This is a genomic window from Streptomyces sp. NPDC056600, from assembly GCF_042792855.1.
GTDB lineage: Bacteria > Actinomycetota > Actinomycetes > Streptomycetales > Streptomycetaceae > Streptomyces.
Genome location: NZ_JBHTVQ010000004.1, coordinates 1 through 12143 on the forward strand (window position 1 = coordinate 1; position 12143 = coordinate 12143).

Sequence of the window (12143 nt, forward strand, 5' to 3'; positions counted from 1 at the left end):
GGACCGCACCGGGGCGCCGTGCTAGCGTCGCCGGGCTGTGCCGTGACCGCGCGGGCAGCGGGACCGGCGCCCGGGGCAGAGGAGTTCGTCCAGGTGAGCACAGCGGAACCGACGGAGACGCCGTCCACCGTCACGGACGGCACGGGCCCCGCCCACGGGCCCGCGCCCGCCGCACGGACCGGCACCGACCGTGTGCCGGCGCCACGCTCCGCGCCGCCCGCCGGGCCGGGGACGGAGCCGGGTCCGCCGGCCGGTGCGGAGGACGGGGCGGGCGGCCGCCCGGCGACGGAGCACCCGCGGGCCGCCCGGGTCTCCCGGACCCGCCACGCCGGCCTCGGCCGCCTCGGCCGTCTCCTCCTCCACCCGGTGACCGTCGTCACCGCCCTCACCGGCCTCCTGCACGTCCTGTGGTTCTTCGCGATGGCGAACAGCGGTGGGGACCTGGCGGCGCAGGACGCCTGGGCCGAGTTCGTCGGCCGGCACCCGGACTCGGCCTACAACCTGGCCTGGTACGGCGGCATGCACCCGGTCTCCTACAGCGTGCTGTCGCCCTACCTGATGCACGTCCTCGGCGTGCGGGCCACGATGATGCTCTCCGGCACGCTCTCCGCCGGGCTGCTCACCCTGATCCTCTGCCGCACCCGCCCGGGCCCCGGCCACCGCCAGGTGTGGCCGGCCGCCCTCGCCGGCGTCTTCGGCCTGCTCTGCAACGCGATCTCCGGCCGCGTCACCTTCGGCCTCGGCGTGCTGTTCGCCCTCGCGGCCGTCGCCGGTGTCTTCTGCCTGCCGCTGCGCGGGCGGCCACCGCGCTGGGCGAAGGCGTTGTGGGTGGCCCCGCCGGCCGCCCTCGCCACCATGGCGTCGCCGGTCGCCGGGCTCTTCCTCGGCCTGATCGCCGTCGCCCTGTTCCTCCAGCGCCGTCGTCCCGGGGCGTGGGCGCTGGGGCTGGGCCCGTCCGTCGTGGTCGCCGCCTCCGCCTGGCTGTTCCCGTTCTCCGGGACGCAGCCGATGGGCATCCTGACCGCCGTCCTGCCGGTGACGACGGCCCTCCTGGTGTACACGGTGAGCCCGGCGCGGTGGCGGACCGTCCGGACCACCTGCCTGGTCTACGCCGCCGCGACCCTGCTGGTGTGGGCGGTCAGCTCCCAGATCGGCTCCAACATCACCCGCCTGCCGATGCTGTTCGCCGGCGTCGCCCTGCTCGCCGCGCTGCCGACGACCGCGCCGCGCACCCGGCGGCGGTACGCGGTGCTGGCCTCCTTCACGCTGTTCACCGCCTGGGTCGGCGTCGGCACCGTCACCGACGTGATCAGCATGAAGCCGGACGCCATCTGGGCCCGCGACCTCGCCCCGCTGGTCGACCGGCTGCAGCGCGCCGACACCGGGGCGGGCCGCGTCGAGGTGGTCCCCGCCAGCTCGCACGCCGAGTCCTCCGCCCTGGTCCCGTACGTCAACCTGGCCCGCGGCTGGAACCGCCAGGCCGACCGGGAGCGCAACCCGCTCTTCTACGACGGCACGCTGGACGCCGGGAGCTACCGCGCCTGGCTGCGCCGCTGGGCCGTGCACCAGGTGGTGCTCCCGCTGCACGGGTCGCCGGACGGCGAGGGCGGCCGCCAGGAACGGCAGTTGATAGAGGGCGGCCTGCCGTACCTGGAGGAGGTGTGGGCCGACGACAACTGGCGGCTGTACGCCGTCGTCGACCCCACCCCGCTGGCCGACGCGCCGGCCGAGGTGCTGCGCGCCGACGAGGGCGAGCTGACCGTCCGGGTGCCGCGCGCCGGCCGCTACACGGTGCGGGTGGCGCACTCCCCGTGGCTGGGCCTCTACGACGCCGAAGGGGAACTCCTTCCGGCGCCCGGACCGGACGGCTCGAACACGCACGGCTGCCTGGCGCCCGGTGAGGAGGACGCCTGGGGTGTCGCCTGGACCGTCCTGGACGCCCCCGGCCCGGGGACCTACCACCTCGCCGCCCGCTACCGGATGCAGCGCGGCACGCCGTGCCCCGAGCCGGAGGACGCCCCGCAGAGCCCGTAGGCGTCCGTGGGGCGGACAGCCGGGCGGCCGGGCAGCGTGGTGGTGGCCGTCCGGCCGGGCCGCGGTGGCCACTGCCGTCGGGGTGGAGCGGATCGCTCAGGCCCCCGGCGGCGCCTCCACCGGGTACGCCACGTCGCACACCGGGTCCGTCGGCCCCGCCGCGGACCAGTCCGCGAAGTAGATCTCACGGCACGGCCCGGCGACCCGCAGGTCCCGTTCGGTGATCCACCGCTCCACCGCCTCGAAGGCGTTGAGGATCATCGGCTGGGCCACCTCGGCCTTGGTGATGCGGGCGTACGCCAGGTGCCGCGCGGGTTCCTCGCGCACGCCTACGCCCTTGCCGTGCCCTGCCGCCCACTCCCGTGCCGCCTCCGCGTCCCGCACCGGGACGCACACCTCGGCGGGCCCGTCGCTCTCCTGCGACACCTCCGAGTGGTAGACCACGAACGGCGCCGCCGCGACGCCTCCGCACTCCCCGGCCGCCACCGCGTGCAGCCGGTCCAGGGTGGTCCCGATCCAGGCGGGCAGCTCGCCCACCAGGACGTGCCGCTTCAGGGTGAGCACCGTGCACCCGGGCACGTCCGCCGTCTCCGTCGTGTACCGCTCGCTCATCAGGGAGGTCCTTCCGTCCAGTCGCGCACGGAGGAAGTCCACGAGGGCCCGCTGCCCGGCGAGCCGCGCCTCGACGTCCGCCCAGTACGCGCCGACTCGATCGGCCGCCGCCGGACCGTCCCGGCCCATCAGCTCCACCACCTCGGCGACCGCCGCCAGCGGCATGTCGAGATGCCGCAGGTGCACGATCGTCCGGGCGAGCTCCACCTGAGCGGGCCGGTAGGAGCGGTAGCCGCTCACCGGGTCGACGTGCGCCGGGGGCAGCAGCCCCAGCCGGTCGTACAGCCGCAACGCCTTCGCGGACAGCCGGACCCTGGCGGCGAACACGCCGATGCTGATCAGCTCGTCGTCGCCCGTGTCCATGCCCATGGCCTCCTCCGTCACCGGACCCTCGGCCCGGTGACGGGGAGACTGGGCCTTGACCCAGGGGCAAGGTCAACCACGCGCCCGCGGCCGTTCCCGACGGCCGGCCGCCGCCGGTCTCCGCCCGGCGGCCGCGCCCCTCGGCGGGCTATCGGCCGAGGACCTTCTCGATCGCGGAGACGACCTCGTCGGACTCCGGCTCGGTCTGCGGGGCGAAGCGCGCCACGACCCGGCCGTCCCCGTCCACCAGGAACTTCTCGAAGTTCCAGCGGATGTCCCCGCTGTGTCCCTCGGCGTCCGCGAAGCCCGTCAGCCGCCGGTAGAGCGGGTGCCGGTCCTCGCCGTTGACGTCCACCTTCTCGGTCATCGGGAAGGTCACGCCGTACGTCGCCGAGCAGAACTCCGCGATCTCCTCGGAGGTCCCCGGCTCCTGCCCCATGAACTGGTTGCACGGCACGCCCAGCACGGCGAACCCGCGCTCCGCGTACCGCTCGTGCAGCTTCTCCAGCCCGTTGTACTGCGGCGTGAGGCCGCACCGGGACGCCACGTTCACGATCAGCAGCGCCGTGTCCCCGGCGTACCGGCCCAGCTCCGCGGAACCGCCCGTGAGCGCACCGATCTCGACGTCGAACACCGAACCCTCAGCATTGGTCATGCCACGGAGCCTAACCGGCGGGACGTCGGGGGAGGGCGGCGACGTGAGGGTGCCGACTACGCTGCTCCCGGCGGGGCCAGGGGGGACCGCGCGGGGCGACTTCACGGGGGTGGGCGCGTGGCGGACATCGAGCGACCGGCCGGTCCTGCGACTGGGGCGGGGCGGGCACCGGACCCGGCATCGGCACCGGACCCGGCATCGGCACCGGACCCGGGTCCGGCCGCCGCCGTCGCCGTCACCCCGTCCCGGGCCAGGGCGGCGCTGCTCGCCGCCGACCGGGCCTTCCTCGCCGCGGCCGCCGCGCCTCCGCCGCCGCGGTGGTGGATCCCGTCGACGTCGGTCACCCTGGGCGCCGCCGCGGCCCTGGCCACGGCCTCCCCGCTCCACACCACGGACAGCCGCCCCACCCGTCTGGTCCTCCAGCTCGCGGTCTGCGCGCTGGTGCTCGCCTTCCTCGCCCTGTACGCCACGCGGGTTGCGGGCCGGCGGGTCCACCCACGGCTGCCCGCCGGCACCGCCGCGCAGCGCGTGCTCCGCGACGGCGCGCAGGTGGCCGCCGTGGTCCTGGGCGGCTTCTCCTTCGTCCCGCTCGGCCAGGACGGCGGAGCCCTCGCCCTGGGCGTCCTGATGGGCGCCGCGACGTGGTGGCGGGAGACCTCCGTGGCCGCCGGTCACGCGCGGCTCGCCTCCCGCCCGGCGGAACCGGAGGCGGCGCCCGTGAAGCGGCGCGGAGCCCCTGTCCCCGCCCTCGACGCCCTCCTGAAGGACCCGGTGCGCCTCACGGCCCTCGCCTTCCTCGCCGGGTGCCTCTCGGCGCGGCGAGAGGCGGTCCGTGACCACCTCACGGGGTCCGACGGGCAGACCGACGAGGTGCCCCCGGAGGTGGCCGACGCCGCCTTGGCGGTCCTCCGCGACGCCGGCCACCTCACCGTCCGCGCCTCCGGCGCCCGCACCTGGCTCGCCCTCACCGCCACCGGCCGCACCGCGCTCACCGGCCACCTCGCCGCCCTCCGGGCCCGCGCGCACGCCGCTCGGCCCTCGCCCTGATGCGCGCGGCACCGCCCCCGGTCACGGCGTCGGGGTACTCACCCCGACCTGAGTACGCGCACTCTGCGGGCGGACGGGGGCGGACCTCCACGATGGGCCCATGACCACGCGAACGATCACGTCCTCCGTCCTCCGCCACCTCTTCCCCGCGTTCCTCCTCGCCGCCTCGGCGGCAGCCCTGTGGGCCGCCTGGCTCGGCTGGGACCAGCACCGCGACGTCCACCCGGACGGCTCCATCACCGGACCGTACGAGGCCTGGCAGGTGATCGGCCTGGTCCTGACCCTGCTGCCGCCCGTGCTGTGGGCCGCCTTCCGCCGTCACGCCCCGGCTGCGGTGCTCGGAACGACAGCCGGCCTCGCCGTAGCCGCCTGGTACGACTGGTCGGACGACGCCAGCGGCCTCTTCGCCGTCGGCGTCGCCCTGATCATCGTCGGCTCCCTGGCCGCCACCACCTTCCTCTGCGCCGTCACGGCTGCACCCAGCGGCGCCAAGGCCCACCGCCCCGGCGCGTGAGCGGGGCGGAGCCCCTCCACGGCGCACACACCGAGGTCCCGGACCGTGAGCGGTCCGGGACCTCGGTGTGTGCGGGGCGGCGGCCGGGCGGTTTCTGCCGGGCCGGGCCGGGCCGGCCCGGGCGTCAGGCGGCGGGGCCGGAGCCCCGGCGGCGGGCGTGCGACGGCCGGGGGGAGGGGCGGCGGGCCGTGAGGAAGGTGGAGGACGGGGCGGCCTTCGCGGCCCGGCGGGCCATCGCGCCGGCCCGGCCCGCCCGCTCACGGCACCAGGCCGAGGTGGCGCGGTACGTGGCCGCGGCCTGACCGGGCGGGTTGTGGTGGGGGAGGAGCCGCTGCGGGTCCACCGCGGACGCGCGGGCCGCGAGCTGCTCCCACACCCGCGCCGCGGTCTGCGGGGGCACCGGCCCGAAACGCGTCAGCAGGACGGCGCCCACGCCGATGCCGATGCCCAGACCCACGTAACGCCGCACGGGACGGCCCTGCCGCCGACCGAGGTTCTTCGCCATGCCCGCACGCTACGGCCGCCGTGCAGGCCCTGACATGAGCGCTCGTACTCATGGCCCGTGGGCAGCCGCCCCGCGCCCGGCCCCAGCAGCCCGGCGCCCGGCCCAGCGGCCCGGCGCCCGCCCCCGCCGCGTCACACCCCCGTCGAGAGGGCCACGTGGCGCCACCGGTCGAGCTCGCGTCGCACCAGGTCCAGCTTCGCCTCGACGCGCTCCACCGCGTCCGCGCCCAACTGGAGCCGCAGCGGCGGCTCCTCGGTCTCGGTGAGGTCCACGATCGCCCTCGCCGCCTTCGCCGGGTCCCCCGGCTGGCGGCCGTCGTTCCCGGCCATGGCCTCCCGCACCGGACCCGCGCCGGCCGCGTAGTCGGCGATGGAGGCCGGCTCGACCCGGAGGCTGGAGGCGTTGAGGAAGTCCGTGCGGAATCCGCCCGGTTCGACGACGGTGACGTGGACGCCGAGCGGGGCCAGCTCGCCCCACAGCGCCTCCGTGATCCCCTCGAGCGCGAACTTCGACGCCCCGTACACCCCCACCCCCGGCGCGGTGGCGAAACCGCCGATGGACCCGATGGTGACGACGTGACCCGAGCGCTGCGCCCGCAGCGTCGGCAGGGTCGCCCGCAGCGTGTTGAGCACCCCGAACACGTTGACGTCGAACAGGGCGCGGACCGCCTCGTCGGAGACCTCCTCGACCGCGCCCACCAGGCCGTGACCGGCGTTGTTGACCACGACGTCGATCCGGCCGAACGCGGCCAGTCCCTCCTCCACCGCCGCCGCGAGCTGCTCCGGCGCCGTCACGTCCGCCCGCACCGCCAGCAGATTCTCCGGCCGCACCGGGTACGCCCGCAGCACCGCCGCGGTGTCGCGCGCCGCGGCGATCACGCGGTGTCCCCGCTCCAGCGCCTCCCGGGTGATCTCCGCGCCGAGCCCACGCGACGCCCCTGTCACGAACCACACGCCCATGCCTGTTCCCCGTCCTCTTCCGACGTCCCACCGGCCGGCCGAGAACCGGCCGATGGCCCGACGCTAGAAGTTAGAGTCGGCTCTAGATCAAGGGCCTGGCCGCAGTGATCGACGGAACGGAGGGCCGCTCATGGACCTGAGCATCGGTGAAGTGGCACGACGCAGCGGACTGAGCGTCCACACACTGCGGTTCTACGAACAGGAGGGCCTGTTCGCCAACCCGGTGCGCCGCCTGTCCAACGGCCGCCGGATCTACCACGAGGAAGACCTCGAGTGGCTGGCCGTCTGCACCAAACTGCGCTCGTCCGGCATGGCGCTGGCGCTGATCCGCCGGTACGTCGAGCTGGTCCGCCAGGGCCCCGGCAACGAGGCCGAACGGCTGGAGCTGCTGCGCCGTCACGAGGGACGGGTCGAGGCGCAGATCGGCGAGTTGCGGGAGGCGCTGGACGTCATGCGGTTCAAGGTGCGGATCTACCAGGAGCACCTCGCCCGCGGCGAGGCCGACCGTCTCTGGAACCCGGCCCGTCCGGCGCACGAGAACGCCGCCCCGGCCGGCGACGGGGCGGCGGACGGAGCGGCGGACACGACGGACGCGGTGGTACGGAACGGCGCGGAGGACGCGGCGGTACGGGACGGCGTGGCGACCGGATGAGCCGGTGACCGGGTCGCCGCCCCGCCGTCGTCAGGTCTTGCGGTAGCGCGCGCTGGCGAACGAGAAGCCGCTGAAGGCCACCAGCCCCACGGCGATCACGACCAGCAGCCACGGACCGGCCGAGGTCTGGGCGAAGGAACGCAAGGTGTCGTCGATGCCCTTCGCCTTGTCCGGGTCGAACCGGATCGCCGCGATCAGCGCGAACACCCCGATCGTGCCGAACAGGACGCCGCGCGCCACACCGCCGCAGATGCCGAGCACGTCGACCGTCCGGCGGACCCGCGGGCCCATCTGCGCCGTCTTGAGGTGCTTGCGGAACTTCCGCCGCACCGCCCGGATGAGGATCCAGGCGCCCGCGACGATCACACCGATCCCCACGGCGCCCACCAGCCAGCGACCCGCCGGCATCTCGAGCGCCTTGGCGGTGAAGTCCCGGGACTGCCGGTCGGAGGAGTTGCCGCCACCGCCGCCGCCCCCACCGCCCTGGTGCGCGGCGAAAGCCAGGACCGAGTAGGCCACGAAGCCGTAGAAGACGGCGCGGCAGGCGGAGAACAGACGCTTGCGCGCCTTGTGCCCGTCCGGCCCCGACGCGCCGAAGGCCGCCTCGGAGAGCCGCCACAGCGCCATCCCGGCGGTGGCGATGCCCAGCGCCCACAGCACCACCGAACCGAACGGCTTGTCGGCGATCTCGGCGAGCGCGCCGGAGCGGTCCGCCTGCTTGCCGTCGTCCTCGTGGAACGCCACGCGCAGCGCGATGAACCCGATGAGCAGGTAGAGCACGCCGCGCGCCGCGAAACCGGCTCGGGCCGCACGGTCCATCGCGGAGCTGTTGGCGGCGCGCCGAGCGGTGCTCCGGGCGCGCCACGTCGTCGATATACCCGTCATGCCGCCCGCTTGCCCGCTGCTTCCCCCCGGAAACGGAGCGGTGCGCGCGCCCGGGACGCCGGGCGCCCGGAATCAGCCGCTCCGGCGTGCGGTGCGGTGTGCGGCGCTGTGGGCGGCGCGGCGAGAGCCGTGGGCCGGCCGGGTCAGTGCGGCTGTGGGCAGCCGTCGTCCCGCAGGTGCAGGCGGCGCAGATCCTGGAGCGGGCCCGCCGGGAAGGGGTGCAGCACCCACCTCGCGCGGTAGCCGGCCTCGCCGTGCTCGGCGAGCACGCCCTGCGCCGCGTCCAGCACGGCGTGCGCGAACACCCCGCGCGGATGGGCCGACCGCCACAGCACCGTGCCCTCGGCGTCCGGAAGGGCCGGAACGACGCCCACGTCGGGGAACCGGTAGACGGTGACGTCCACCTCGTCCTCCCCGGCCGCCTCCCCGGCCCGGACCACCCAGCGCAGCTCCTGCGGCTCGGCGTCGAAGAAGAACCGCGCCGTGCGCCGCTCCCCGTACCCGCCGTACAGCAGACCGGCCGCGGAGACGAGGTCCGCCAGCGCGTCCGTGCCGTAACTCACCGTGAGCGAGGTCCGCCGCGATCCCTCGGCCAGATGACACCTGGCCCAACCGTGCTTCCGTAGTTCCCACTTGAGCTGGAAGGCGCCCGTTGACGCCTGATCGACCGGCACGAGGAGCAGGTTAGTGGCAGTGTTCCGGCGCAGCCAGGGGCCGGTCACGACGGGATGCGGACCGCGCGTTCCGGTCTGCCGCGCCCGGTCGCCCACGGCCACGCCCGGCCACGCTGCGTGTACGGCCGTCCCAGCGGAGGCCGGGCCCGAGTTGCACCCGGGATGCGCCGGTGCTGGTCTGGAAGTGGCCGGACGCCCACGGCACTTCGCCGCACGCGCGGGAGGCGGGTGTCCCCGGCAGCCCACCCGCAACGGCAGCCTCACCCAAGGCGCCTCCCGCACGGCAGCCCTTCCACAGGGCAGCCCGCCCGCAACGGCAGCTCCCCGCAACGGAGGCCGACGATGACCCAGGCCGCTCCCCACCGCCACCGCCGCCGCCGGCCGCGCAGGCTCCTGACCGTCCTGGTGACGACGGCCCTGCTGCTCCCCGTCTCCGTGACGGTGACGCTCACCGCGGCAGGCCCGGCCTCCGCCTCGTGCGCCGCGAGCCCGTTCGCGGGCCGGTGGCGGTCGCCCGACCCCCGGCTCAGCCGCATCGACATCTGGCACGGCGAGGACTGCCAGCTCTATGCCAAGGCGTGGTCCCGTTGCGAGCACGACGCGTCGCGCAACTGCAGCTGGGGCTCGCGCGGCAAGGCCCTCCAGGGAGGCGGGGGCCCGTCGTTCCGGTTCTTCTACTACAACTGGAGCGACGCCGACGAGGTCCTCCAGCTGAGGCTGCGGGACGGGTCCCACATCTCGGTCTGGGACCACGTCGACTACCACTCCGGCGCCGACGACAGCTACACGGTGCCGATGACGAAGTCCGCCACCTGAGGGGCGCCCCTGCCGCGCCGGGCACCTCCCGGCCGTCCGCGCGACGCGTCCCCGTCGCCGTCCCCGTCCTCGCTCCCTCCGCATCCGCGCGTGCCCGCGCGGGCGAACCACGCGCGTACGGGCACGTCGCGTACCCGCGCCCGCATTCCCGCCCGCACCCGCGGGCGGAGACGCGGGACGCACCAATCCGCGGTCCTCCCGGCAACGGATCACCCGTGCACGCCCTGCCTTGCCCCGCACCGCCACGCCCACGGGAGACGTATTCGTGAAGGAACCAGTGCACATCGCCACCGGCCGCACCGCGAAACCGGACCTCCAGCAACTGCTGCGCGAGGTGGCGCTGGGCGACCACGAGGCCTTCGCGGCGGTCTACGACGCCGTGGCCGGCTCCGTCCTCGGCGTCGTCCGGGCCGTCCTGCGCGACCGGGCGCAGTCGGAGGAGGTGGCCCAGGACGTCCTGGTGGAGGTGTGGCGCACCGCACCGCGGTACCGCCCCGAGCGTGGCACGGCCGTCAACTGGATCCTGACCCTCGCCCACCGCAGGGCGGTCGACCGGGTCCGGTCGGTGGAAGCCGCGGCGGCCCGCGACACCAAGGCCGCCCTGCTCGGGCACCAGCCCGCCTACGACGAGGTGACCGAGCAGGTCGAGACGCGCCTGGAGCAGGAGCAGGTACGCCGCTGCCTGCGCACCCTGACCGAACTGCAGCGCCAGTCGGTCACCTTGGCCTACTACCGCGGTCTGACCTACCGGGAGGTCGCCGAGGCGCTGGCCCTCCCGCTCGGCACCGTCAAGACGCGGCTGCGCGACGGACTCGTCCGGCTCCGCGACTGCCTGGGGGTGACCGCGTGACCACCACCGACCCGCATGCCCTGACGGGCGCCTACGCCCTGGACGCGCTGCACGACGACGAACGGGCCGCCTTCGAACGCCACCTCGCCGACTGCGGGACCTGCGCGCAGGAGGTGGCGGAGTTCACCGCCACCGCCGCACGTCTCGCCCTCGCCGTGACCGTGCGCCCACGGCCCGCCCTGCGCGAGGAGGTGCTGCGGCGCGTCACCACCGTGCGCCAGGTGCCGCCCGACACCGCGCCCCCGCGGCGCCCGCGCGGCGGCGCGCGGCGCGGGCCGGTCCTGGCCCGGTGGGCGCTCGCCGCCTGCGTGGCCGCCGCGTCCGCCTTCGGCGGCGCCGCCCTGTGGCAGTACGAGCGCGCCCAGGACGCCCGGGACCGGGCGGCGCTGGCGGAACGGCGGGCCGAGGAGGTGGCGGCGGTGCTGGCCGCACCGGACGCGGTGTCGCGCTCGGCGAAGGTGGCCGGCGGGGTGGGCACGCTGGTGGTCTCCGCCGAGCAGGACCGGGCGGTGTTCGTCGCGTCGAGGATGGCGGCGCCGCCGCACGGCAAGGTCTACCAGCTCTGGTTCGCCGACGGCGCCGAGATGCGCCCGGCCGGCCTGATGGACCCCGGACGCGGCAGCCAGACCATGCTCATGCGGGGGCCGGTCGACGACGCCTCGGGCGTCGGCATCACGGTGGAGCCGGCCGGTGGGTCCCGTCGGCCCACCTCGGAACCGGTCGCGCTGCTGGGCGTCCCGGCCTGACGCCCGACGCCCGGCGCACGTCAGAGGGGGAGTCCGGCGGTGACCGGACTCCCCCTTCTGTTCACCCGCTCCGGGCGTCAGCTCGCCGGCATCAGCACCGAGTCGATGATGTAGACGTGGGCGTTCGCCGTCCTCACCCCGCCGCAGACGACCTTGGCGGAGTCGCCGACCGTGAAGGACTCGCCCGAGCCGGAGGTCGTCAGCTTCGACTTCTCCAGCGTCTGGAAGGAGCCGTTCTCCAGGTCGGCGGGCGCCAGCTTCTTGCCGACGACGTGGTACGTGAGGATCTTCGTCAGCTGCTCCTTGTCGTTCAGGACCGCGTCCAGGGTCTTCTTCGGGAGCTTGTCGAAGGCGTCGTTGGTCGGGGCGAACACGGTGATGTCCTGCGCGTTGTTGAGCGTGTCGACCAGGCCCGCCTTCTTCACCGCCGTCACCAGGGTGGACAGCGCCGGGTTGTTGGAGGCCGCGGTGGCCACCGGGTCCATCGCCATGCCCTCGAAGGAGCCGGCGCCGTCCTTCGGGACGGAGGAACAGGCGGGGCCGAACGGCTGGTCCGTGCCGCTCGCGGTCGCCGAGCCGCCCATGCCCTCGTCACCGCCCCTGCCCTCCGCGGCCGACGCCTTCTTCGAGGAACCGGCCGCGTCCGCGTCGCCGCTGTCGCTCGAGCAGGCGCTCAGCGCCAGCGGCAGCACCGCGGCGGCGGCGAGGAGACCGGTGGTACGGCGGATACGGGTGTTCATCGTGTTCTCCTGTCGGAACGGCGCAGCGCTCTGCTGCGTCCGGGGGTGTCACGGAAAGGGCTGTCACGGAAGGTGGTCCGGGAGGGCCGGG

Annotated in this window: 14 protein-coding genes; 7 read left to right on the top strand and 7 right to left on the bottom strand. The window is 75.3% G+C overall.

What is annotated here, in order from left to right; all coding sequences use genetic code 11:
* Positions 1-93: 93 nt before the first annotated feature.
* Positions 94-2034 carry an MFS transporter gene (locus ACFRAV_RS03200; RefSeq protein ID WP_382551135.1) on the top strand — a complete coding sequence of 647 codons (1941 nt, stop codon included), beginning with the start codon at positions 94-96 and terminating at the stop codon, positions 2032-2034.
* A gap of 96 nt (positions 2035-2130) precedes the next feature.
* Here ACFRAV_RS03200 and ACFRAV_RS03205 read toward each other — a convergent pair whose 3' ends face one another.
* Both ACFRAV_RS03205 and ACFRAV_RS03210 read right to left on the bottom strand, forming a co-directional pair.
* Entirely contained in the window at positions 2131-3015 is an 885-nt protein-coding gene (locus tag ACFRAV_RS03205; protein ID WP_382551137.1) for a MerR family transcriptional regulator, read from the bottom strand.
* A 142-nt stretch (positions 3016-3157) separates the two neighbouring features.
* On the bottom strand, positions 3158-3664 hold the full coding sequence (locus ACFRAV_RS03210) for a glutathione peroxidase (RefSeq protein ID WP_382551140.1): 507 nt from the start codon (positions 3662-3664) through the stop codon (positions 3158-3160).
* A 117-nt stretch (positions 3665-3781) separates the two neighbouring features.
* On the opposite strand from ACFRAV_RS03210, the gene ACFRAV_RS03215 reads away from it, so the two are divergent.
* Positions 3782-4711: a hypothetical protein gene (locus ACFRAV_RS03215; protein WP_382551143.1), complete on the top strand. Its 930-nt coding sequence runs from the start codon at positions 3782-3784 to the stop codon at positions 4709-4711.
* 100 nt (positions 4712-4811) lie between these two features.
* Entirely contained in the window at positions 4812-5225 is a 414-nt protein-coding gene (locus ACFRAV_RS03220; protein WP_382551146.1) for a hypothetical protein, read from the top strand.
* 124 nt (positions 5226-5349) lie between these two features.
* Here the strand turns inward: ACFRAV_RS03220 and ACFRAV_RS03225 are convergent, their stop codons facing one another.
* Together ACFRAV_RS03225 and ACFRAV_RS03230 are read right to left on the bottom strand one after the other, a co-directional pair.
* Entirely contained in the window at positions 5350-5730 is a 381-nt protein-coding gene (locus ACFRAV_RS03225; protein ID WP_382551148.1) for a hypothetical protein, read from the bottom strand.
* Positions 5731-5861: 131 nt separating this feature from the next.
* A complete protein-coding gene (locus ACFRAV_RS03230; RefSeq protein ID WP_382551150.1) occupies positions 5862-6689 on the bottom strand; it encodes an oxidoreductase in 828 nt (275 codons plus the stop codon).
* Between the two features lie 130 nt (positions 6690-6819).
* Between ACFRAV_RS03230 and ACFRAV_RS03235 the strand changes: the two genes are divergently transcribed.
* Positions 6820-7341 carry a MerR family transcriptional regulator gene (locus ACFRAV_RS03235; RefSeq protein WP_382551152.1) on the top strand — a complete coding sequence of 174 codons (522 nt, stop codon included), beginning with the start codon at positions 6820-6822 and terminating at the stop codon, positions 7339-7341.
* Positions 7342-7371: 30 nt separating this feature from the next.
* On the opposite strand, the gene ACFRAV_RS03240 is transcribed toward ACFRAV_RS03235, so the two are convergent.
* Positions 7372-8226, bottom strand: coding sequence for a DUF1206 domain-containing protein (locus tag ACFRAV_RS03240; protein WP_382551155.1), 855 nt, complete (start codon positions 8224-8226; stop codon positions 7372-7374).
* Positions 8227-8369: 143 nt separating this feature from the next.
* Positions 8370-8900: a hypothetical protein gene (locus tag ACFRAV_RS03245; protein ID WP_382551158.1), complete on the bottom strand. Its 531-nt coding sequence runs from the start codon at positions 8898-8900 to the stop codon at positions 8370-8372.
* A 342-nt stretch (positions 8901-9242) separates the two neighbouring features.
* Between ACFRAV_RS03245 and ACFRAV_RS03250 the strand changes: the two genes are divergently transcribed.
* The 3 genes from ACFRAV_RS03250 to ACFRAV_RS03260 all read left to right on the top strand — a co-directional run bounded on the left by ACFRAV_RS03250 (position 9243) and on the right by ACFRAV_RS03260 (position 11312).
* Positions 9243-9716 (top strand): hypothetical protein, encoded by a 474-nt coding sequence (locus tag ACFRAV_RS03250; RefSeq protein WP_382551161.1) that lies wholly within the window; start codon positions 9243-9245, stop codon positions 9714-9716.
* 265 nt (positions 9717-9981) lie between these two features.
* Entirely contained in the window at positions 9982-10566 is a 585-nt protein-coding gene (gene sigK / locus ACFRAV_RS03255) for an ECF RNA polymerase sigma factor SigK (RefSeq protein ID WP_382551164.1), read from the top strand.
* A complete protein-coding gene (locus tag ACFRAV_RS03260) occupies positions 10563-11312 on the top strand; it encodes an anti-sigma factor domain-containing protein (RefSeq protein ID WP_382551167.1) in 750 nt (249 codons plus the stop codon). The genes sigK and ACFRAV_RS03260 overlap by 4 nt, the downstream gene beginning before the upstream one ends.
* Before the next feature lie 77 nt (positions 11313-11389).
* On the opposite strand, the gene ACFRAV_RS03265 is transcribed toward ACFRAV_RS03260, so the two are convergent.
* Positions 11390-12052 carry a fasciclin domain-containing protein gene (locus tag ACFRAV_RS03265; protein WP_382551170.1) on the bottom strand — a complete coding sequence of 221 codons (663 nt, stop codon included), beginning with the start codon at positions 12050-12052 and terminating at the stop codon, positions 11390-11392.
* Positions 12053-12143: the final 91 nt, after the last annotated feature.